Annotated in this window: 23 protein-coding genes; 11 read left to right on the top strand and 12 right to left on the bottom strand. The window is 61.5% G+C overall.

Features of this window, described 5'->3' with window-relative positions; all coding sequences use genetic code 11:
* Positions 1-2: 2 nt before the first annotated feature.
* Positions 3-1,340, top strand: a complete 1,338-nt coding sequence (locus tag HTT03_RS15675) for a S41 family peptidase (protein WP_174860722.1) — start codon at positions 3-5, stop codon at positions 1,338-1,340.
* A gap of 202 nt (positions 1,341-1,542) precedes the next feature.
* A complete protein-coding gene (locus HTT03_RS15670) occupies positions 1,543-1,971 on the top strand; it encodes a GNAT family N-acetyltransferase (RefSeq protein ID WP_246253567.1) in 429 nt (142 codons plus the stop codon).
* Between the two features lie 34 nt (positions 1,972-2,005).
* Here HTT03_RS15670 and HTT03_RS15665 read toward each other — a convergent pair whose 3' ends face one another.
* From HTT03_RS15665 to ilvD, 4 genes are all read right to left on the bottom strand, one after another.
* Entirely contained in the window at positions 2,006-2,383 is a 378-nt protein-coding gene (locus HTT03_RS15665; protein WP_174860720.1) for a hypothetical protein, read from the bottom strand.
* 8 nt (positions 2,384-2,391) lie between these two features.
* The gene (locus HTT03_RS15660; RefSeq protein ID WP_174860719.1) at positions 2,392-3,165 is read right to left on the bottom strand and encodes a DUF6478 family protein; all 774 of its coding nucleotides are present in this window, start codon (positions 3,163-3,165) and stop codon (positions 2,392-2,394) included.
* Positions 3,166-3,251: 86 nt separating this feature from the next.
* Positions 3,252-3,845 (bottom strand): hypothetical protein, encoded by a 594-nt coding sequence (locus HTT03_RS15655; protein WP_174860718.1) that lies wholly within the window; start codon positions 3,843-3,845, stop codon positions 3,252-3,254.
* Entirely contained in the window at positions 3,826-5,592 is a 1,767-nt protein-coding gene (gene ilvD / locus HTT03_RS15650) for a dihydroxy-acid dehydratase (protein WP_174860717.1), read from the bottom strand. The genes HTT03_RS15655 and ilvD overlap by 20 nt, the downstream gene beginning before the upstream one ends.
* Positions 5,593-5,806: 214 nt before the next feature.
* On the opposite strand from ilvD, the gene HTT03_RS15645 reads away from it, so the two are divergent.
* From HTT03_RS15645 to HTT03_RS15630, 4 genes are all read left to right on the top strand, one after another.
* Entirely contained in the window at positions 5,807-6,706 is a 900-nt protein-coding gene (locus HTT03_RS15645) for a CPBP family intramembrane glutamic endopeptidase (RefSeq protein WP_174860716.1), read from the top strand.
* A 56-nt stretch (positions 6,707-6,762) separates the two neighbouring features.
* Entirely contained in the window at positions 6,763-7,722 is a 960-nt protein-coding gene (gene accD / locus HTT03_RS15640) for an acetyl-CoA carboxylase, carboxyltransferase subunit beta (protein WP_174860715.1), read from the top strand.
* Entirely contained in the window at positions 7,719-8,993 is a 1,275-nt protein-coding gene (locus tag HTT03_RS15635) for a bifunctional folylpolyglutamate synthase/dihydrofolate synthase (RefSeq protein WP_174860714.1), read from the top strand. The genes accD and HTT03_RS15635 overlap by 4 nt, the downstream gene beginning before the upstream one ends.
* Before the next feature lie 91 nt (positions 8,994-9,084).
* Positions 9,085-9,270, top strand: coding sequence for a hypothetical protein (locus tag HTT03_RS15630; RefSeq protein ID WP_174860713.1), 186 nt, complete (start codon positions 9,085-9,087; stop codon positions 9,268-9,270).
* A 17-nt stretch (positions 9,271-9,287) separates the two neighbouring features.
* On the opposite strand, the gene zapE is transcribed toward HTT03_RS15630, so the two are convergent.
* The 4 genes from zapE to HTT03_RS15610 all read right to left on the bottom strand — a co-directional run bounded on the left by zapE (position 9,288) and on the right by HTT03_RS15610 (position 14,893).
* Positions 9,288-10,346: a cell division protein ZapE gene (gene zapE / locus HTT03_RS15625; protein ID WP_174860712.1), complete on the bottom strand. Its 1,059-nt coding sequence runs from the start codon at positions 10,344-10,346 to the stop codon at positions 9,288-9,290.
* 450 nt (positions 10,347-10,796) lie between these two features.
* Entirely contained in the window at positions 10,797-11,702 is a 906-nt protein-coding gene (locus HTT03_RS15620; protein WP_174860711.1) for a LysR family transcriptional regulator, read from the bottom strand.
* A 143-nt stretch (positions 11,703-11,845) separates the two neighbouring features.
* A complete protein-coding gene (locus tag HTT03_RS15615) occupies positions 11,846-12,787 on the bottom strand; it encodes a zinc transporter ZntB (RefSeq protein WP_174860710.1) in 942 nt (313 codons plus the stop codon).
* Positions 12,788-12,865: 78 nt separating this feature from the next.
* Positions 12,866-14,893, bottom strand: coding sequence for an NADPH-dependent 2,4-dienoyl-CoA reductase (locus tag HTT03_RS15610; RefSeq protein WP_174860709.1), 2,028 nt, complete (start codon positions 14,891-14,893; stop codon positions 12,866-12,868).
* Between the two features lie 118 nt (positions 14,894-15,011).
* On the opposite strand from HTT03_RS15610, the gene HTT03_RS18860 reads away from it, so the two are divergent.
* The 3 genes from HTT03_RS18860 to HTT03_RS15595 are packed head-to-tail and all read left to right on the top strand — an operon-like array spanning position 15,012 to position 16,443.
* Positions 15,012-15,485, top strand: coding sequence for a GNAT family N-acetyltransferase (locus HTT03_RS18860; RefSeq protein WP_174860708.1), 474 nt, complete (start codon positions 15,012-15,014; stop codon positions 15,483-15,485).
* The gene (locus tag HTT03_RS15600; RefSeq protein ID WP_174860707.1) at positions 15,482-15,964 is read left to right on the top strand and encodes an RNA pyrophosphohydrolase; all 483 of its coding nucleotides are present in this window, start codon (positions 15,482-15,484) and stop codon (positions 15,962-15,964) included. The genes HTT03_RS18860 and HTT03_RS15600 overlap by 4 nt, the downstream gene beginning before the upstream one ends.
* Entirely contained in the window at positions 15,961-16,443 is a 483-nt protein-coding gene (locus tag HTT03_RS15595; protein WP_174860706.1) for a hypothetical protein, read from the top strand. The genes HTT03_RS15600 and HTT03_RS15595 overlap by 4 nt, the downstream gene beginning before the upstream one ends.
* 1 nt (position 16,444) lies before the next feature.
* On the opposite strand, the gene HTT03_RS15590 is transcribed toward HTT03_RS15595, so the two are convergent.
* The 3 genes from HTT03_RS15590 to nth are packed head-to-tail and all read right to left on the bottom strand — an operon-like array spanning position 16,445 to position 18,668.
* A complete protein-coding gene (locus tag HTT03_RS15590) occupies positions 16,445-17,035 on the bottom strand; it encodes a GNAT family N-acetyltransferase (protein WP_174860705.1) in 591 nt (196 codons plus the stop codon).
* 2 nt (positions 17,036-17,037) lie between these two features.
* A complete protein-coding gene (locus tag HTT03_RS15585; RefSeq protein ID WP_174860704.1) occupies positions 17,038-18,027 on the bottom strand; it encodes an adenosine kinase in 990 nt (329 codons plus the stop codon).
* On the bottom strand, positions 18,024-18,668 hold the full coding sequence (gene nth, locus HTT03_RS15580) for an endonuclease III (RefSeq protein ID WP_174860703.1): 645 nt from the start codon (positions 18,666-18,668) through the stop codon (positions 18,024-18,026). Before nth ends, HTT03_RS15585 begins: the two co-directional genes overlap by 4 nt.
* A gap of 97 nt (positions 18,669-18,765) precedes the next feature.
* On the opposite strand from nth, the gene HTT03_RS15575 reads away from it, so the two are divergent.
* Both HTT03_RS15575 and HTT03_RS15570 read left to right on the top strand, forming a co-directional pair.
* Entirely contained in the window at positions 18,766-19,635 is an 870-nt protein-coding gene (locus HTT03_RS15575; RefSeq protein WP_174860702.1) for a methylated-DNA--[protein]-cysteine S-methyltransferase, read from the top strand.
* Positions 19,636-19,768: 133 nt separating this feature from the next.
* Positions 19,769-20,425 (top strand): YiaD family glycine zipper/OmpA-like lipoprotein, encoded by a 657-nt coding sequence (locus HTT03_RS15570; protein WP_174860701.1) that lies wholly within the window; start codon positions 19,769-19,771, stop codon positions 20,423-20,425.
* Positions 20,426-20,482: 57 nt separating this feature from the next.
* On the opposite strand, the gene HTT03_RS15565 is transcribed toward HTT03_RS15570, so the two are convergent.
* A complete protein-coding gene (locus tag HTT03_RS15565) occupies positions 20,483-21,520 on the bottom strand; it encodes an NAD(P)/FAD-dependent oxidoreductase (protein ID WP_174860700.1) in 1,038 nt (345 codons plus the stop codon).
* Between the last annotated feature and the right edge of the window lie 37 nt (positions 21,521-21,557).

The following is a 21,557-nucleotide window of genomic DNA, read 5'->3' as shown; positions in this document are numbered from 1 at the left end:
AGATGAAGAAATTCGTGATGGCAGCCGTGGCAGGCACGGTGGCGGGTGTTGTAGCGACGACACAAGTCGCAGGCCCACTGCTGGCGCAAGAGGCCGAGAAAACCAGCAATGTCTATGAGCAGCTTGACCTGTTCGGCGATATCTTTGAACGCATCCGCGCCCAATATGTCGAAGAATCCGATCCCGGTGACCTGATCGAAGCGGCGATCAACGGCATGTTGACCTCGCTTGATCCCCATTCATCCTACCTGTCGCCAAAAGATGCCGCCAAGATGCGCGAACAGACCCGCGGTGAGTTTGGCGGGCTGGGGATTGAGGTCACGCAGGAAGAGGGTTTCGTCAAAGTCGTCTCTCCCATCGATGGCACCCCTGCTGCCGAGGCCGGGATTGAGGCGGGTGATTTTATCACCCATGTCGATGGCGAAAGCCTGCTGGGCCTGCAACTCGATGACGCGGTTGAGATGATGCGCGGGCCGGTGGGGTCAGAGATCATGATCACCGTGGTGCGCGAAGGCGAGCCGGAGCCTTTCGACGTTTCCATCGTGCGCGACACCATCCAGTTGACCGCCGTCAAGGCACGGACCGTGGGTGAGACCGCTGTGCTGCGCTTGACCACTTTCAATGAGCAGACCTATCCCAAGATGAAAGAGGGTCTTGAAAAGCAGATCGAAGCCGCGGGCGGCATTGAGAATATCAATGGCATCGTGCTCGACATGCGCAACAACCCCGGCGGGCTGCTCAATCAGGCGATTGCTGTGTCGGATGCCTTCCTCGAAGAAGGCGAGATCGTCAGCACCCGTGGCCGTGATCTGGAAGACGGCGACCGCGTGAACGCGACGCCGGGCGATCTGTCGATGGGCAAGCCGATTGTGGTGCTGATCAACGGTGGTTCGGCCTCTGCGTCCGAGATTGTCGCCGGTGCCTTGCAAGACCATCGCCGCGCCATCGTGATCGGGACCAAGAGCTTTGGCAAAGGCTCGGTGCAGACGGTCATGCCCCTACGCGGTGACGGCGCGATGCGCCTGACCACTGCGCGGTACTACACGCCTTCTGGCCGGTCGATCCAAGCGCTTGGCGTCTCGCCTGACATCGTGGTGGCCCAGCCCCCGCGCAAGCCGGAGAGCGAAGAGGACGAGAACCTGCCCGCCCGTCCGCTGCGCTCCGAGGCCGATTTGCGCGGCAGCCTGAACAACGACAGCCTGAGCGAAGATCAGATCAAACAGATCGAAGAGGACCGCGAAAAGGCCCGTAAGGCGGCAGAGCTGCGTGAAGAGGATTACCAATTGGCCTATGCCATCGACATTCTGAAAGGGCTGTCGGCGCTAGGATCCGAAGAGTAAGTTTGCCCATTGCGTGAATTATGAAGGCCTCGCTGGCGGCAGCGGGGCCTTTTTGCATTTATGGGACGGGTTTTAAATCAGTAAGGGGCAGGGGCCCACTTTGCTTGGAGCTTGTCGCCGCATATGTAGAATGACCCACATGCATATTCGAAAACTCACCGGAGAAGACGCCGCCGCGTTTCAGGCCATTCGGCTCGAAGGCTTGCAACGCCATCCCGAAGCCTTTGGTGCTTCTTATAAGGATGAAGCCAACTTGCCACTTTCGCTCGTATCAGAACGCATAGTGTCTGCCGCAGTGTTTGGCGGTTTCAACGACAGTCAGGCTTTGGAAGGGGTTATTGGCATCTTGAAGGGTCAATCCGAAAAGGTCCGCCATATCGCCACGATCTGGGGCATGTTTGTGCGGCCAAACGCGAGGGGCACCGGGCTTTCGTCGCACCTACTGAATGCCGCTATCAACGAAGGGTTTCGCGATTGCCGTTCCATACGTTTGTCTGTTGTCTCGACGAATAGCGCCGCGCGTCGGTTGTACCAGCGGGCCGGATTTGCCGAATGGGCCATAGATCGTGCGGCCCTATGCGTAGATGGGGTTTTCTATGATGAAATTCTGATGCGCCTTGAGGCTGAGTGAATGAGCCACTTTCGCGGTCTCACCGCTCGTGGCCTCACCCCGTCTCGCGACAATGGCGCCGAAACGCGCGTTTGAGCATGTCCAACTCCGCCCGAAGCAGGTCCATCTCGGCGCGAATGTCGTCGCCTAGCGCCTCGCCTGCGATCAGGGTGACATTGCCCAATTGGTCGCCGCTGGCTTGATCCGTGATGATCAAGGTCTGCACCCCGTCGGCCACAGCCTCAACCGGGATCGGCACGCGCAGTTCCCAACGGCCCGGCCCGGCCTGCGCCGTTACACTGACCCCTTCAACCGCTTTGCCAAGATGGGTCACCGCGATCTGCGGCGCGTCCCCTTCCCCAGAGCGGGCGGTCAGCACGCCTTGCCAGACCCCTTGGCGCATGACGGTCTTTGTCAGGTCAAATCGGCTCATGGCTGGTCCTAAATCTGGGCGCGGGGGCGGCGCGAGAAGGTGAGGTCGCGCAAAACGACTTGGTTCATGTTCGGCCCTTCAAAGATCAGATCGATCCATGCGCGTTCGATGCGCTTTTCATTGAGCTTGGTATAGGCGAGATCAAACTCGATACTGGCCTGTTCCGCCCCTGTCGGCAGTTCTCGCACCACTTGTTCGGTGTTGGGGCCGTGGCGAATATTGAGCCGGGCGAAAATATCGAGCGGGTGTTCCATCTGCACGATGCTGTCCATGCGAATGATATGCCGCCGTTTCAACCCCGCCGCGGCCTCTTGCGGCAGGTCGATGACCAAAGACAGAAACGAGCCGTCGAACTTGAACACATCCATCTGCAAGCCATAGGGAGCCAGGTCAGACTCCCGCGTGTTGCGCAACTGACGCAGGCTCAGTTCCGAGCGGCTGCAATCGTGGAACAGGGTCGCTTCATTGCCCAGCATGGATTTTGTCTCAACCGCTGCAATCCCCGGCCCGGCCAAGGGGCCGCGCCAAAGTTCGGGTCGCCAAGCCCAGTCTGCGTTATGAGGTTTGGGGAATCCGGTGGCCCCGACAACAGGCAGGGCGAGGCGTTCGTCGGCGGTGTGGATTAGTTGATCCAATTGGGCGCGCAACAGTCGGGCGCGGGTGCGCTGGCGGCGCAAGGTTGCCAGATCAGCAAGTGAAGCACGCCGCGCCGCCCGCGCCCAGCGTTGCACGGCGCGGGCATAGAGCTTGCCCTCCAGAATGCCGCTATTGAATTTGACCATCAAGCGCCCCTTGTTTCCCGCATTCTATGCAACAGGAAGGTTTCATTCAAATAAATTGGCTCGCCGCAGGTCCAGCGGGCGAGCGGTCAGACGCTGGGCTGGTCGCCGGTCTTAGCGCGGGTTCGGCGGATCAGGTCCGTTACCAAGGCGCGGCCCGCGTCCGAGATCGCGGGGCTTTGCGGTGCGCCATAAAGGGTCACGCTGGCGATATGACCGCCGATCTGTGCCATGCCGCGCCAATGGCGGCCCGACATGCCGTCGGTGGGCGCCGGTCCTTCTGCTATAAAAAGCGTAAGGCCGTCGCCACTGTCGGTCTCTCTGACCTGCGTGAGCCCTGCCGCGCTGGCTACGTCCTGCGGGGTGGGGAGCGGCTGGTCAGGCGTAGCTTCGATCAGCGAAAGGGTCAAAATCCCCTTGGGCGCACCGCTCGCTTGATCGGGCAGGCCGAGAGCATCGCAGCGGGCCATCAAAGCGAAATGGCGTTTGAGACTTTCACGGTCAATGCAATAGCCCTGCGGCGGCACCACATCCACTGCTCCGCCCGCCAAGCTGGCGCTGAGGAGGGGCGTGCTCGTGCTTGCGGTGTTGCGGGCAAAAGAGAAACCCTGACCGCCTTCGCAGGCGGACAGGGTCAGCAACGCAAGCGCCGCAAAGGGGCTTTTAGAGGTCCATGTAATCATGGGTCTCCGCCTTGGCACCCGGATGTGTCACCGCGCCAAGGTAGGTTGGGCCAACGAGTTTCGCGTATTTCCACAACGCGCCGCTTTCGTAGTTCGTGGCACGCGGGCCAGTCCAAGCCTTGCGGCGCTCGGCCAGTTCCTCGTCCGACAGATCAACGGTGATGCTGCCTTTGATCGCGTCGAGCGTAATCATGTCGCCGTTTTTCAGCAGCGCAATCGGTCCGCCATGTGCGGCTTCGGGGCCAACGTGACCGACGCAGAAGCCACGGGTGGCACCCGAGAAACGACCATCGGTGATCAGCGCCACCTTCTTGCCCATGCCCTGACCGGAAAGCGCCGCTGTGGTCGCCAGCATTTCGCGCATGCCGGGGCCGCCCGCGGGGCCTTCGTTGCGGATGACGAACACATCGCCTTCCTTGTAGGCGCGGTTTTGCACGGCTTCAAAGGCGTCCTGCTCGCATTCGAACACCAGCGCCGGGCCGGTGAAGACGATGTCGTCTTCGGACATGCCTGCAATTTTCACGATGGCGCCTTCGGGGGCCAAGTTGCCCTTCAGCCCCACAACGCCGCCGGTCTTGCTGATCGGGTTGGCGACCGAGTGGATCACCTTGCCGTCTGCTTCGCGGTCGATGCGGTCCAATTCTTCGCCGATGGAGCGGCCTGTGGCGGTCAGGCAGTCGGTGTGCAGCAGGCCCGCTTTGCGCAGTTCCTTCATCACAACCGGGACGCCGCCCGCGTCGTAGAGGTCTTTCGCCACATAAGCGCCGCCCGGCTTCATATCGACGAAGTAAGGCGTGTCGCGGAAAATTTCGCAAACGTCTTCGAGGTAGAACTCGATCCCAGCTTCATGGGCCATGGCGGGCAGGTGCAAGCCGGCGTTGGTCGAGCCACCGGTGCAAGCCACGATGCGCGCTGCGTTCTCAAAGGCTTCGCGGGTGCAGATGTCGCGGGCGCGGATGTTCTTTTCGATCAGGTTCATCACCGCCGCGCCGGAGGCTTCGGCATAGGCGTCGCGGCTCTCATAGGGCGCCGGCATGCCCGAGGAGTTAGGCAGCGCGAGGCCGATGGCTTCCGACACACAGGCCATGGTATTGGCGGTGAACTGGCCGCCGCAGGCGCCCGCCGAGGGGCAGGCGACACGTTCGAGCACGTCGAGGGCGGCCTGCGACATGGAACCGTTCTGGAAGCGGCCCACGGCTTCGAACATATCCTGCACGGTCAGATCGCGGGTGGCGAAATCTTCTGGCACGTCGGCTCCGGCAGGCGCTTTGCCCGGCAGGATCGACCCACCGTAAAGGAAGACCGACGGCACGTTCAGCCGCAGCATCGCCATCATCATGCCCGGCAGGGATTTGTCGCAGCCCGCCAGACCCACAATCGCGTCATAACAGTGGCCGCGCATGGTCAGCTCAACCGTGTCGGCAATCGCTTCGCGGGACGCGAGCGAGGAACGCATCCCCTCATGGCCCATCGCGATGCCATCGGTAACGGTGATGGTGGTGAATTCGCGCGGGGTGCCCTGTTCGGAATGGACCCCGATCTTCACCGCCTGCGCCTGACGGTTCAGAGCGATGTTACAGGGGGCCGCTTCGTTCCAACAGGTGGCGACGCCCACCAGCGGCTGGTGAATCTCTTCTTCGGTCATGCCCATGGCATAGTAGTAGGACCGGTGCGGCGCACGGGCCGGGCCTTCGGTCACGTGGCGGCTGGGCAGCCGGGATTTGTCGAAGCGTGGGGTGGTGGACATCGGTGAGCTCCTTGAAACGTCTTGGATGGAATAGAGGGGGAGGGGCGGTGCTGCAAGGCTTTGGCGTGATTTGGCACGGGGGAACTGTTGTATTGCAGCGTGTTAGGGCATAGGTTCTGACCTTCTAGCCCGGTCATTCTGGCCTGCCCTCACGCGTGAAAGCTCGGCATATGCTATCCAAGTCCCTGTTCCGCCATTACGGTCTGGCCCAATAATGACTTGGCGGCCTGATTATAGCGCTCATGCAGCCTTTGTAGCGCCGGCACGGTCTTCTTCGGCGCTCTGGCGGTTCTTGCTGGGTCTCTTTGTCGCGGTGATCGCCTATGTCGCGCTGAATGAATTCTATTTCCAGTCGATCTATGCGCTGATGGGGTCGGCTGCGACCGCATTTCATGGCACCTTGCTGCAAGGTGCTACGCCGCAGGCGATGTATCTGCTGCTCTTTAGCTTTGCGACCATGGCGATGGCGGTGGGAGTCACGGTTCGCGTTGTCCACCGCCGCAATACGCGCAGCCTGTTGGGCGCGCCGGAGCGGCTCTGGCCGAGTTTTCGCGCTGTCTCGATCGCCATGCTGGCCCTTGGCGCGGTGCTGCTGATCTTGCCGCCTTGGGACATGGGCGGTGAACTTACGCCGAACCTGCCCTTAGGACGTTGGCTGCTCCTGTTGCCGCTGTCGCTGCTGGCGGTCTTGGTGCAGGTCAGCGCCGAAGAAATCGTCTTTCGCGGCTATGTGCAGCAACAGCTTGCAGCACGGTTCAATTCGCCGCTGATCTGGATGGTGCTGCCCTCTGCGCTCTTCGCACTTGGCCACTACCTGCCCGCCGAGGCGGGGGAGAATGCGGCGATGGTCGCGCTTTGGGCCGGGATCTTTGGCATCTTGATGGCCGATCTGACCGCGCGATCCGGCTCGCTGGGGCCAGCCATCGCAGTGCATCTGTGGAACAATGTCTCGGCGATTTTGATTATCTCTCTGCCGGATGATCTCTCGGGGCTCGCGCTTTACCTCGCGCCCTTCTCGATGGACGACCCGGCGGCGATGCGCACATGGTTGCCGGTGGATTTCGCGATGATGCTGGTGTCTTGGCTTGCGGCAAGACTGGCGATACGCCGCTGATTGCAATTTCCCGGCTCGGGGATTATCTGGAACGGAACTACAGCAGGGGCCTGCCAATGAACTGGATCACCAACTACGTCCGTCCGCGTATCAACTCGATCTTCTCGCGCCGCGAGACGCCGGACAACCTGTGGACCAAGTGTAACGAATGCGGCACCATGCTGTTTCACCGCGAGCTGGCGGACAATCTCAACGTCTGCACCAACTGCGGCCACCACATGCACATCAGCCCGCGTGAGCGGTTTAAGGCGTTGTTCGATGGCGGTATCTTTACTGAGATTAAGGTGCCTGCGCCGACGCCTGATCCATTGCATTTCAAAGACCAAAAACGCTATCCTGACCGCCTGAAGGCTGCGCAAAAGCAGACGGGAGAGCATGAGGCGATGCTTGTCGTGACCGGCGAAATGGGGCGCACGCCCATCGTGGCCTGCGCACAGGATTTCTCCTTCATGGGCGGCTCCATGGGCATGTATGTCGGCAATGCGATCATCGCCGCTGCCGAGGAAGCGGTGAAGATGAAGCGGCCGCTGGTGCTGTTCTCCGCCGCCGGGGGCGCACGGATGCAAGAAGGTATCCTTAGCTTGATGCAGATGCCCCGCACCACAGTGGCGATCCAGATGCTGAAAGAAGCCGGGCTGCCCTATATCGTTGTGCTGACCCATCCGACCACCGGGGGCGTAACGGCCTCTTATGCAATGCTGGGCGATGTCCAGATTGCCGAGCCGAACGCCCTGATCTGCTTTGCCGGGCCGCGTGTTATTGAGCAAACGATCCGGGAAAAGCTGCCAGAGGGCTTCCAGCGAGCGGAATATCTGCTCGACCACGGGATGCTCGACCGTGTGACCAAACGCACCGAGATGCGCGATGAATTGATCACCATCACGCGGATGCTGATGGGGCTGACCCCTGCTGTGCGCGGCGATCTGCCCGCGCCGAAAGAGTCCGAAGTGGCCGAAGCCGCCGCTGCGGTTCAAGCCTCGGCCGACCTGCCCGCTGACACCGCCGACCAGAAATGAGCACGCCCTCATCGGACATCATCCTTGAGCGGATGATGGCGTTGCACCCAAAGATCATCGACCTGACGCTCGACCGCATGTGGCGGCTGCTAAAGGCCTTGGGCAACCCGCAGAACGACCTGCCGCCGGTGATCCATATCGCCGGGACCAATGGCAAAGGCTCGACCCAAGCGATGATCCGCGCGGGGTTGGAAGCGGCGGGCAAGACGGTTCACGCCTATACTTCGCCGCATCTGGCGCGCTTTCACGAGCGTATCCGGGTGGCGGGGGCGTTGATCTCTGAGCCTGATCTTGCCGCTGTGCTGGACGAATGTCATGCGGCAAACGGTGGCGAAGAGATCACCTATTTCGAGATCACGACCTGCGCCGCGATCCTCGCCTTTTCGCGGGTCAAGGCGGACTACACCCTGTTGGAAGTGGGTCTCGGTGGCCGTTTGGATGCGACCAATGTGGTCAACCCTGCGCTGACGGTCATCACGCCGGTTTCGGTCGATCACCAGCAGTATCTGGGCGAGACTTTGGCCGAGATTGCGGGCGAAAAGGCCGGTATCATCAAGCGGTTGGTGCCCTGCGTTGTCGGCCCTCAAGAAGACGCCGCGCTTGAGGTGATCGAAGACCGCGCCGCCAAACTCGGCGCGCCGCTATTGGCCTATGGTCAGCAGTGGCATGTCGGGCCAGAGGCTGGGCGAATGGTCTATCAAGATGACCGGGGGCTTTTGGATTTGCCGCGCCCCAATCTGCTGGGCGGTCACCAGATCATGAACGCAGGCGCGGCACTGGCGGCGCTTCGGCATCTGGGTGTTGATGCGCAGGCCTGCGAAGCCGCCGTAACGCAGGCGCAATGGCCTGCACGGATGCAACGCCTGTCGCATGGCCCACTTGTGCAACAGGCATCAAAGGCGGAGCTTTGGCTGGATGGCGGGCATAACCCCGCCGCGGGGCAGGCGCTTGCCGCTGCGTTGGCTGCCCTGCCAAAACGCCCGACCCATTTGATTTGCGGTATGTTGAACACCAAAGACATTGCAGGCTACCTGCGCCCCTTGGCGGCTCAGGCCGCCAGTCTGACGGCGGTATCAATCCCCGGAGAGGCGGCGACCTTGCCTGCCGACGCCACGGCCAAAACTGCGCGAGACGTGGGGTTTGAAACTTCGGAAGCAGAAAATGTCAGCGCCGCGCTTGCCGCGATTGTGGCCAAAGAACCCCAAGCGCGTGTGTTGATCTGCGGCTCGCTCTACCTTGCCGGGAGCGTGTTGCGCGAAAGCGTCTATTAACCATATTTGGGTGCGCCACCTGATTTGCGATGCAGATATGGTGTACCTTGGTCGTTAGAAATTTAACTCGATCTCGACCGAGGTGCCATTCATGTCCAATTCCATCGACCCGGCGCGTCAACCGCAGGACGCAACGCGGAAATATCAATTTATCTTCATGGCCATAGGTATCGCAATTATCGCGGGTGGCCTGTGGTGGCTTTACGAAGTGGAACGCCCCTACCATCCGGTCTTGCAGGGCAATGACCTGCATATGCAGCAGATCAGCGATTCCTGAAACGCCGCAGCGCTTTGTCAGCGACCCCAGTCCTCGCCCTGCATTTCACGCAGGCGCGAGGCGGTGCGTTCGAATTCAAAGGTGCCTTCGCCTTCGAGATAGAGCATTTCGGGCGGCGCTGCCGCGGAGCAGATCAGCCGCACCTTCGCCTCATAGAGCGCGTCGATCAGCGTGACGAAGCGCTTTGCCTCATTGAAGTTCGACCGGCCAAGGCTGGGAATATCATCCAGCAGCAGCACCCGCACGGCCTGTGCCAGCGCGAGGTAATCTGCGGCCCCTAACGGCTGGCCGCACAGCGCGTGAAAGCCCGCGCGGGCCATGCCGTTATGAAAGGCGGGGATGACAACTTCGCGACCTTTGACGTGCAGAGTGAGCGGCTCGCCCTTGGCCCCTGCCAGATCATCCCAGACCGCATCCATCGCGGCGCGGCTTTCGGCGTTGACGGGGGTGAAATAGACCTGCGAGCCTGCCAGCCGGTCTTGCCGGTAGTCGGTCGGGCTGACAAGCTCATGCACGACCATGCGCTCTTTGATCAGGTCGATGAAGGGGACAAAGACTTCTCGGTTGATGCCGTTTTTATAAAGGTCGTCGGGCAGGCGGTTTGACGTTGTGACCACGACCACCCCGGCAGCAAAGAGCGCTTCGAACAGGCGGCCTACGATCATCGCGTCGGTGATGTCGGTGATCTGCATTTCGTCAAAGGCGAGCAGGCGGACGCTGCCGGCCACGTCACGGGCGACGGGAGCGATGGCATCGTCCACGCCGGTTTTGCGGACCTCATGCATGGCGTTGTGAATTTCTTGCATGAAGGCATGGAAATGCACGCGACGCGACGGGATATCGGGCAGATGCGCCACGAACATATCCATCAGCATCGACTTGCCGCGCCCAACACCACCCCAAAGGTAAAGTCCTTTGGGCGGCGGCGGGGCTTTGCGGAACAGGCTTTTCTTGGGCGGGTTCGCCAGCGCGGCGCGGATGCGGTCAAACTCCGCCATCACGGTCTCTTGGGCCGGGTCGGCTTTGAGTTTGCCCTCAGCGACTAGCTGGGCATAGGTCTCGCGCATATTGCTCATGGCGGGAGAGATAGCGTGCCGGTGGGGGATAGGAAAGGTGGTCTGTGAGGGGGAGGGCTAGCGCCTGCGCGCGGGTCGGCGATCCACGGGTGCCTTTTGCCACTTTATGGCTCAACCTTGGCGCACCTTCGCGACGTTGTGCCAAGCCTCACCAAATCGCCTACCCGGTCGCACCAAAGGTGCGCCCAGCATATTCTGGCACGCCTCTGGCGTGACGGGCGGGCAGGCGATGGCCCGGCGCCTGCGGCTTGGTTCCGGGCTGGGTAAGAAAATCGACCGGGGGCAGTCTGCCGCGTTGAAGTAGCATCGCCCTGATTGCTTAGATACCGGCAGACGATGGCCCCCGGCGCGTGCGGCTTGATTCCGGGCCGGGTGGCTATGTCGGCCAGTGCGGGCAGACGATGGCCCTGGCCTGCGGTTCGAGTCTGGGCCGAGTGCCGCTTTCGCGCCTTACCAGTCCGTCGGCCCCTTCTCGGCAAACTCATGCACCAGAAAGTCGATGAACGCCCGCACCTTAGGCTGTGTGAACCGTCCCGGCGGATAGACGGCGTAGATGCCCTGCGTCTCCAGCGGCAGGTCGGGAATAGCGTCCTCAACCAACCCCTTCTCCATCGCATCGGCATAAAGAAAGCTCGGCAGATAGGCGATGCCCAGCCCCGAAATCGCGGCATTCAATAGGCTTTGCCCGTCATTGACCGAAAGCCAGCCCGCCGTGCGCACCTGTCGTTTCTCGCCCGAAGGCGCGGTCAGTTTCCAGACATTGCCTGAAGATTGGTTCGAGTAATGCAAGAGCTTGTGGTTGTTCAGATCGTCGATCTTTTCGGGCCGCCCGTATTGCTCGAAATACTTCGGGCTGGCGATCATGCGTTTGGTGGTCTCGGTCAGCTTGCGGGCGCGCAGGGTGCTGTCTTCCAGCTCCCCAATGCGCACGGCCATGTCGAAGCCTTCGGAAATCAGTTCTACGTAGCGGTTGTTGAGCACCATGTTCACGGTGATGTCGGGGAAGTCTGAGAGGAACTCCGACAGCGCGGGCGACAGATGATTCACGCCAAAATCCGTCGCCACCGAAATGCGCAGCAGGCCGGAGGGCGCAGATTGCATTGACGTGACCAACGCATCGGCTTCGCCTGCGTCATTCAGCACCCGGCGGGCGCGGTCGTAATAGGCAAGGCCGATCTCGGTCGGGCTGACACGCCGCGTGGTGCGGTTCAGCAACCGCGCGCCAAGGCGGGCCTCCAGCGATGACACATGCTTTGAGACAGCGGATTTTGAAATCCCCATCTTCTTGGCAGCATCGGTAAAACCACCCTGATCCACCACTGTGGCAAACGCTTCCATTTCCGTAAGGCGGTCCATTGCCTGTCCCTTCGCTTAAATAACCTTGCAAGGAGACATGACGGGCAATTCGGGCAGGAACGGGGCAGGGACAAGACAGTCCCGTGGTCTTTGCGAGGATCGTTCATGGCATGGAAACGCGGCAACAATGCGTTTCCCGGCGGTCACAGCCAGCGAAACCACCTCAGGATCGCCAGCATGATCGCGGCAAGGCCCACCATCGCGAGACAGAGGATGGCAAAAGCGCGGGGGTCGTCCACCCCCGGCATCCCGCCCACATTCACGCCAAAAAGACCGGTCAGAAAGCTTAGCGGCAGGAAGACGGCAGCGGCCAATGACAGCACATAGCCGTGTCGGGCTTGGCGTTGGGCGACTTGGTTGTCGTGTTCGTCCTGCACGGTGACGATGCGTTCTTGCAGCGCGTCCAACTCCTCCACCACGATGGCGGTGCGGTTGGCCAATTCGCGCAGCTTCATCGAATCGACATCCGGCACCAGCGGCAGGTCCAGTTCCGCCAGCCGTTCTAAAGCGCTGCGCTGCGGGGCAAGGTAGCGTTCCAGTTTGATCGTGCTACGCCGGGTGACGGGCAGTTCCTTGGGCGGCGGTGTGCTGAGGTCTTCGAGGTCGCTCTCATAGAAAGCCGTGCGCTCTGCCAACCGTGCCACTTCGATCTGCACCCTTGCGGTCAGCCGCGACACCAGCGCTTCGAGGAATGTCGAGGGCCGGGGAGGCGCGGCGTTCTGGCTGGCCAATTCGCGCAACTCATCAATCGCAAAGATCCGGCGCATCCGCACCGTAACCACCACCGCATCCGTGACCCACATCCGGACCGAGACCATCTGATCGGTCTGCTGCCCTTCGTTGAGGTTAATGCCGCGCAGGTTCAGGATCAGCCCGTCGTCATATTCATCACAGCGGGGCCGCGTTTCGGGTTGCAGCAATGCGCCCGCTGGGATGTCAGGCAGATGGGTCGCCAACCACGGCGCGAGCGTCGGGTCGGCCAGATCATAATGCCACCAACGGTAGCGCCCCGGCCCGGTGAGATGGTCATCATCCGGCACCTGAGCGGTGCCGTCTTCGTAAATATCGAAAACGCAGAGGGGCATGGCGACCTTAGGGCTGTTTCAGCAATCCTGCGGCTATCTAGGGCCGGGTGCAAGGGCAGCCAGCGCCGCCCTTTGCGGTCAAAGCGCTGCGGCCAGCCGGGTGCCTTGGTTGATTGCTCGCTTGGCATCCAACTCCGCCGCCACATCCGCGCCGCCGATAACATGGCAGGTCACGCCGCGGGCCTCCAGCGTGTCGGCCAAGCTGCGGTCGGAAAGCTGCCCGGCGCAGAGCACGATGGTGTCGGCCTCGATCAGCGTCGGGTTCTCGCGGGCTTCGCCAAAGGTGATGTGAAGCCCTTGATCGTCGATTTTCTCGTAGTTCACCCCCGCGATCATCTTGACGTTGCGCATGGTGAGCGAGGCGCGGTGAATCCAGCCTGTGGTCTTGCCCAAACCCTTACCGGGTTTGCTGGTCTTGCGTTGCAGCATGGTGATCTGCCGTGCAGGCGCGGGCGGCTGCGGCCCTTCGGGCGCCAGACCGCTGCGATGCTCGCCGGGGTCGGTGACACCCCATTCGCGCATCCATTCGGGGAGGTTCAGGGTGCTGCTCTCACCGTCATGGACAAGATGCTCAGACACATCAAAGCCAATGCCGCCTGCGCCGATCACAGCGACACGCTGGCCGACCTTTGCCGTGCCGTTCAGCACGTCGATGTAGCTAACGACATTGCCGCCGTCCTGCCCCGGAATTTGCGGATCGCGCGGGACGACGCCGGTGGCGATGATGACCTCGTCAAAGCCACTGAGCGCATCGGCGGTGGCTTCGGTCTCTAGCTGCACGGTCACATTATGGGCCTTGAGCATGGTGCGATACCAATCGACCAGCCCCCAAAACTCCTCTTTCCCCGCCACCTGTTTGGCAAGGTTCAGCTGTCCCCCGATTTCGCTGGCGCGGTCCATCAGGGTGACATTATGCCCCCGCTCGGCGGCCGTGATCGCAGCAGACAACCCCGCAGGGCCAGCACCAACGACCGCGACGGATTTCGCGGCGGCCACCGGTTCAATCGGCAACTCGGTCTCATAACAAGCGCGGGGGTTCACGAGGCAGGTGGAAATCTTGCCGCCGAAAGTGTGGTCCAGACAGGCTTGGTTGCAGGCGATGCAAGGTGCGATCTGATCGGACTTGCCCGCTTTGGCCTTGGCGAGGAAATCGGCATCCGCCAGCATCGGGCGGGCAAGGCTGACCATATCGGCGCAGCCTTCGGCCAGCACCTCTTCGGCCACTTCGGGCGTGTTGATGCGGTTCGAGGTGATCAGCGGGACGCCCACCTTGCCCATTAGCTTTTTGGTGACCCACGCAAAAGCCGCACGCGGGACGGAGGTGGCAATCGTTGGGATGCGCGCCTCGTGCCAGCCAATGCCGGTGTTGATGATATTCGCACCCGCTTTTTCGATCTCCTGCGCCAGTTGCACGACTTCATCAAACGTCGAGCCATTGGGAATGAGGTCGATCATCGACAGGCGGTAAATCAGGATAAAATCCTCGCCCACCGTCTCGCGCACGCGGCGCACCACTTCGATGGGCAGGCGCATGCGGTTCTCGTAAGAGCCGCCCCAGCGGTCCTCGCGTTTGTTGGTATGGGTGACAAGGAACTGGTTCAGGAAATAGCCCTCTGACCCCATGATCTCGACCCCGTCATAGCCCGCTTCACGTGCACGCAAAGCACAGGCGGCGATGTCGCTGATCTGTTTCTCGATGCCTTCTTCATCCAACTCCTTAGGCGCGAACATGGAGATTGGGGATTTGATCGCGCTCGGGGCCACACATTCGGGGGTAAAGGCATAGCGCCCGGCGTGCAGGATCTGCATCGCAATCTTGCCGCCCGCCTCATGCACCCGCTGGGTGATGATGCTGTGGTTGTCGACGTCCTTCTGGCTGACCATCATCGCCGCCCCATGCGCCACTGCACCTTCGCGGTTCGGCCCGATGCCACCCGTCACCATCAGCCCGACCTCGCCGCGTGCGCGGGTGGCATAGAACTCCGCCACGCGGTTCCAATCGCCAGTTTCCTCCAGCCCAGTGTGCATCGACCCCATCAGCAGGCGGTTCTTCAGCGTGGTGAAACCAAGGTCGAGCGGAGCGAGGAGATGGGGGTAATCGGACATGGCTTTACCTTTCTGGTCGGGCGGGGTCACTGTGACACCATCGCAAACGGCAGGACAAGTCACGCAAAACGCCGCGTCAACGCTGCAGATGCCGAAACGTCAAAGCAGGAGGGGCAGAGTGAGCGAAGAGGAAGCGACGCTACGCCGGGCGACTGCGGCGGATTATGATCGGCTGGGCGTGGTGATGTTCGATGCGATCCATAATGGGCCAGGCGCCTATGACACCGCGCAACGGGTAGCGTGGTTGCCCACCCCGCCAGAGGGCGAGAGATGGGCCGCGAAGCTGGCGCCGCAAGATGTGATCTTGGCAGAGCGGGCAGGTCAGATGCTTGGTTTCATGGCATGGGCTGGCGGCTATATCGATCTGGCCTTTGTTGCCGCCTCGGCCCAGCGGCAAGGGGTATTTCGGGCGCTTTATGGCAGGGTCGAGGCCGAGGCCCGCGCGGCGGGGCTGACCGCGCTGCGTGTCCACGCCAGCCTGATGGCCCGGCCCGCCTTTGAGGCCATGGGCTTTCATGTTATCGCAGCAGAGCGCGTGGCGCGGGCCGGGGCCATTCTGGACCGCTTTGAAATGGAGAAAACGCTGACATGACACCCGAAGAGATCGCCAAACTGCCCTACCGCGCTTGTGTCGGTGTGATGCTGGTCAATGCTGAGGGCCATGTCTTTGTCGGCCAGCGGCGCGACCGGGATCAGGAGGCTTGGCAGATGCCTCAAGGCGGGATCGATCCGGGCGAGACCCCGCGAGAAGCGGCGCTGCGGGAGTTGGAGGAAGAGACCGGCATCCCCCGCGATCTGGTCAAGATCGAGGCGGAAACTGAAGGCTGGTTGCCCTATGATCTGCCACAGGAATTGGTGCCGAACATCTGGAAAGGCCGCTTTCGCGGGCAGGAACAGAAGTGGTTCCTCATGCGTTTTCTGGGGCAGGACGATCAAGTCAACATCCAGACGGCTGAGCCTGAGTTCTCTGAATGGCGCTGGTTGCCTGCCGACCATCTTGTCGCCGGGATCGTGCCATTCAAGCGTGCGGTCTACGCGGCCGTTCTGGAGGAATTCGAGGAGAAGTTATGATACGTTTCATCGCCTTCACTCTCGCCGCGCTCGCGCCGCTTCCGGCTATGGCCCTCACCTGCCTGCCACATTCGGTTGAAGCCACCTATCAACGCGCCAATAAGGCAGAGGAAAGCTATGTGGTTGTGCAGGGGCGGCTGACGTTCGACGCCAAGGCGCTGCCCGACAACGGGAATGGCACGCAAAGCCCGCCTAAACTCACCCGTGTACCAGCAAAGATCAGCGGCATGGCCCTGTCCAAAGGTGGTTTTGACGTCCCCTTTGAGCAGCCCTTGACCCTTGAGGTGGCCTGCTACGGCCCTTGGTGCGGCTCGGCTGAGGAAGGCGATGTGCTCACCTTTGTCGAGCGGACGCCGCAAGACGGATATGTGTTAGAGAGCAACCCCTGCGGGGGTGATCTGTTCACAGCGCCGAAACCGGCAATGATCGATCAGGTGCAAAGCTGCTTTGCGGGCGGGGCCTGTACGCCCACGCGCTGAGCTAGGTGAGCAAAGGTATCCGGGGCGCGGCATCGCGGGGTAGCAGCCCGGTCAAGCGCGGATCGTCATCCACCTCAATCTGTCGCGCATAGGGTGTGAAACCTGAGCGCTTGTAGAACTCAAGCGCCTGCGGGCTGTCATGGGTGCAGGTGTTCAGATGCAGCCGATTGATCGGTTTTTCCCAAGCAAGCCGGATCGCTTGGTTCATCAGATACCGCCCCGCACCGCTGCCGATCAGCTTGGCGGTGAGGCCGAAATAGGCCAATTCGCAATCGCCATCCGGTTTGAAATAAAGCTCTAACAGCGCCTCATCCGTCCCGTCGCGCGTTAGGGTGTAGAACTGTCGTGCCGGGTCTTGCAGCATTGCCGCCAGTGCTGCGTCATCCAGCTTGAGCCGCCCGAACCAGAGCCACTCCGCCCCGACCCGTCGAAAGATATCGCGGTACCAATCCAACTTTGGCAACACTTGGCGAAAGATCACACCCTCTGGCACGTTGACCGCGCGGGCAGGCGGTGGGCTGCGCATTTCGAGATGTGTTACCACCACTGCAAACTTGCCTGCAGGAATGTCGTGAAACCCGTTGTCTGGCATGATCAGACCAATCCTTCGGCCTTAAAAAGCGCCATGATGTCCGTCTCGGGCCGTGGCCCGATGTGCGAGATCACTTCCCCCGCGCAGATGTTGCCCATGCGCCCGCAAGTCTCCAGATCGCGGCCATTGGCCAGCCCATAGAGGAACCCAGCCGCAAATTGATCGCCTGCACCTGTGGCATCGACCGGCACAACCTTTTTGACCGGCACATCGACGCGTTCGTCGCCACGGATCAGCGTGACCCCATCGCCCGAGCGGGTGCAGACCACCAGCGGGCAAATCTCGGCGGTTTTGGCGATGGCGGTCTCGGTATCGTCTGTCTCCCACAGGGCGCGGATTTCGGCTTCGTTGCCGATGACATAGCCCAGATCGTTCTCGATCAGGTCCAGAAAATCAGCGCGGTGGCGTTCGACACAGAAGGGATCGGAAATCGCAATGCCCGCCATACCGCCGCCCGCCGTCGCCGCACGTGCGGCCTCGCGAAAGGCGGTTTTGCCGGCGTCGTGGTCAAAGAGATAGCCCTCAAGGAACATGAGCTTGGCCTTTGACGTCACCGCTTGCGACACGTCATCCGACGTAAGGCCGGTGGAAATGCCGAGATAGGTGTTCAGCGACCGCTCTCCATCCGGGGTGACAAAGATCATGCAACGCGAGGTTGGCGTCTCCCCGCCCGGCACCGGATCGTTAACGAAATCAATGCCGATGTCGGTCATCGCCTTCGCATAGAAGCGCCCCAGTTCGTCGTCATGCACGCGGCCGATAAAGGCGGTTTTCATCCCAAGCGCCCCCGCGCCCGCAACCGTATTGGCCACCGAGCCGCCGGGCGTTTGCAGACGGTCTTGCATCTTGCCGTAAAGCTCTTCGGCGCGGTCACGTTCGATCAGCTGCATGATGCCTTTTTCGATGCCATTCTCGGCAAGGAAAGCGTCATCGGCATGAGAAATCACGTCGACGACGGCGTTGCCGATGCCAACCACTTCGTATTGGGTCATTCTGTCTTGTCCTCGTATTGGCACAGGTCACGGATGATACAGGTGCGGCACAATGGTTTGCGCGCTTTGCAATGGTAGCGGCCATGCAGGATCAGCCAATGGTGAGCATGGCGCTGGAAATCGGCGGGGATGTTGTCCTCGATGGCGCGTTCGACTGCGTCCACCGTCTTGCCGGGCGCGATGCCGGTGCGGTTGCCAACGCGGAAGATATGGGTGTCGACCGCCTGCGCCGGCTGTTGCCACCACATATTCAGCACGACATTCGCTGTTTTGCGCCCCACCCCGGGCAGCGATTGCAACGCGGCGCGGGAGTTCGGTACTTCGCCGCCATAGTCATCAACAAGGATTTGGCTCAACTTGATGACATTTTTGGCCTTCTGGCGGTAAAGGCCGATGGTTTTGATATGTTCAATCAGCCCGTCGATGCCCAGATCGAGCATTTTCTGCGGCGTATCCGCGATCTTGAACAGCTCGCGCGTGGCTTTGTTCACACCCGCATCCGTCGATTGCGCGCTCAGCGCCACGGCGACCACCAGCGTATAGACGTTGACATGCTCAAGCTCGCCTTTCGGCTCAGGCTCGGCCTCCTGAAAGCGGGCGAAAATCTCGCGGATCGTGTGGTAATCAAGTTGGCGTGCCATGGCATCGGGTATGCGATGAATGGCGCGGCAGGGCAAGCAAAGGAGAAGGCGCAAGATTCGGGTCGCTTGGGGGCAGGGGTGCGGCTAATCTTAAGCCATGACAGAGATCGCCCACATATCCCCCGCGCCCGAAGATCAAGGCTACCACTACCAAGTGATGCGCCGCGCCATTGCGCTGATTGATGAGGCCGAAGACCCGATGCAGCTGGACCGGATCGCGGGCGAGATGGGCATGTCCCCGGCACATTTCCAACGACTGTTTTCACGTTGGGTGGGTGTATCCCCCAAGCGTTACCAGCAATATCTGATGCTCGATCAGGCCAAAGTCATGCTGCGCGAACGGTTCACCACACTACGCGCCGCGCATGAGTTGGGCCTGTCAGGCAGCGGGCGGTTGCATGACCTCTTTCTGCGGTGGGAGGCGATGAGCCCCGGTGAGTTCGCCCGCAAGGGGGCGGGGCTCACGATCTATTGGGGATGGTTTGACAGCCCCTTTGGCCCGACCTTGGTCATGGGAACCGACAAAGGGCTCTGCGGATTGGCGCTTTCCGCTGAGGTGGGGGAGGCGGCCGCGATGGAGGATCTCACCAGTCGCTGGCCACTTGCTGATTTTGTGGAGAACCCGGACAAGCTGCGCCCCTGGGTCATGACCGCCTTTGGCATGCAGGGTGATCCGAAAGCAAAAGCGCCGCTCTACCTCATTGGTGCGCCTTTTCAGATTAAGGTCTGGGAGGCCCTGCTGCGCATCCCTTCAGGCCATGTCACCACCTATTCCGAGATTGCCGAGGCCATCGGCAGCCCCCGCGCGGTCCGCGCTGTTGGCACGGCGGTAGGGCGTAATCCGGTGAGTTGGTTGATCCCCTGTCACCGCGCCCTACGCAAGAGCGGAGCGCTTGGCGGCTATCATTGGGGGCTGCCGGTCAAACGCGCCATGCTGGCCTTTGAATCCGCCCGCGCAGAGGCATAATCCGGCTTAGTTTGGCGAGATGTCGCTGATCTGCGGAAAAGTTTAATGTTCGCGGGAACCTGAAGTGCCTATATTACGTTCACGTTTAGATGCCCCGCCCGAACGGGGTCCGTGAAATATGAAGGCAGTAGACATGATTTCTTCGAAGATGACTTTGGCCGCCGCTCTTGCCGGCGCGATGACACTGGGTGCTTGTACGCAGCCCATGCAGCCGGGTAACGGCGATCCGAACCAACGGACGAAAAGCGGCGCATTGATCGGCGCGGGCGTCGGGGCCCTTGCTGGTGCGATTTCCGAAGGTGACGGCAAAGGTGCGCTGAAAGGCGCCTTGATCGGTGGGACCATCGGCGCAGGCGTTGGCTATTCGCTCGACAAGCAAGAAGCCGAACTGCGCGCTGCAATGGACAGCCGTGTGGTTATCACCAACACCGGCGACCGCCTGATCGTAACCCTGCCGCAGGACATTCTGTTCGCGACGGACAGCACAAGCGTTGCCCCCGCTCTGCGTGACGACCTTGCCGCGCTGGCGCAGAACGTGAACATCTACAAGAACTCGACCTTGCAGGTTATCGGCCACACCGACAGCGACGGCGAAGCGGCTTATAACCAGCAGCTTTCCGAGCGTCGGGCGCGTGCAGTTGGCAGCATCCTGATGGCCAATGGCGTGCCGCAGTCGCGTTTGCAGACATTCGGTCGCGGCGAAAGCCAGCCCATCGCAAGCAACCTGAGCGCTGCTGGCAAGGCGCAAAACCGCCGGGTTGAGATCGTTATCCTGCCCAACGCACGCTAAACCGCGTCGTTTTAAGAAAATTAAACCCCGGCCAATGGTCGGGGTTTTTCTTTGGCGCTACAGGTTATCTTCCACCCGGAAACCCTCTGGGATCACATCGCGCTCTTCTAGCAGTAGATCGGCCATCACCTCTGACACTTTTGGGGCCATGCCAAAGCCGATCTTGAACCCGCCATTGGCGATGAAATGACCCGGCCTGCCCGGCCATTCCCCCAACATCGGCGCACGGCTTCGGCTGCGCGGGCGCAACCCGGCCCAGCGTTGGATCACCGGTGCATCGGCCAATGCTGGCACGGCGGCGCGGGCCTTGGCGATCACGGCGTCGAGCTGTCTGTCGGTGCTCTCGGGGTTGTCGAACGCCCGCTCGGTCGTGCCACCGACCGCCACCGTGCCATCCAGATGCGGGATTACATGCACGCCATCGGCAAAAAGCTGCGCCGTGCCGCCTCGGTCCAGCCGCAACAACGCCGCTTGCCCCTTGATTCCGGCGCCCACCAGTCGCGGATGTTCGGTGTTGAGCGCCTCTAACCCAGCGACCCCGGTGGCCCAGAGAACTTTGCCCCGATCAGGTGCTTCTGCCATGACCTGCACCCCCTTCGCCGCCAGCGCCGCCACCAGCGCGCCGCAGGCCTGACGCGGATGGATCAAAGCGCTTAACGTATCGCGGATCAGCCAGCCGCTGGGGCTTCTGGGCGACCAATCGCTGCCTTCATCGCGGATCACCTCCCACCGCGCATGGTCTTGCCAAAGCGCGGCTGCCGACTGCTCACGTTGCCGTGCCAATGCAAGCGCCGCCTCATCCGCCACCGGCTGCACACGCCCGCTGCGGATATAACCCGGTGCGGCACCACCAACTGATGCGACCTCGGCCCAAAAAGCCTCGGCGCTAAGCAGGCTGTCGAGTTGGAAGGCTTTCTTAGTGTTCCAGTTCTCTGGCACATGCGGGGCCAGCGCGCCGACAATCCCGCCCGAAGCACCGGCAGCGGGGCCGGCGGGGTCGACCACCTGCACCCGCGCACCCCGTTGAACACAGGCCCAAGCCACGGATAGCCCGAAAATCCCGGCCCCTCTTACGGTCACATCTACCATTGCCATTCCCTGCCAGCTTGCGCAGTGTCGGCGCAAATTCCTA

The sequence above is a fragment of the Sulfitobacter maritimus genome (genome assembly GCF_013346665.1).
In the GTDB taxonomy this organism is placed as follows: domain Bacteria; phylum Pseudomonadota; class Alphaproteobacteria; order Rhodobacterales; family Rhodobacteraceae; genus Sulfitobacter; species Sulfitobacter maritimus.
This window is presented reverse-complemented; position numbering and strand designations above follow the sequence as displayed.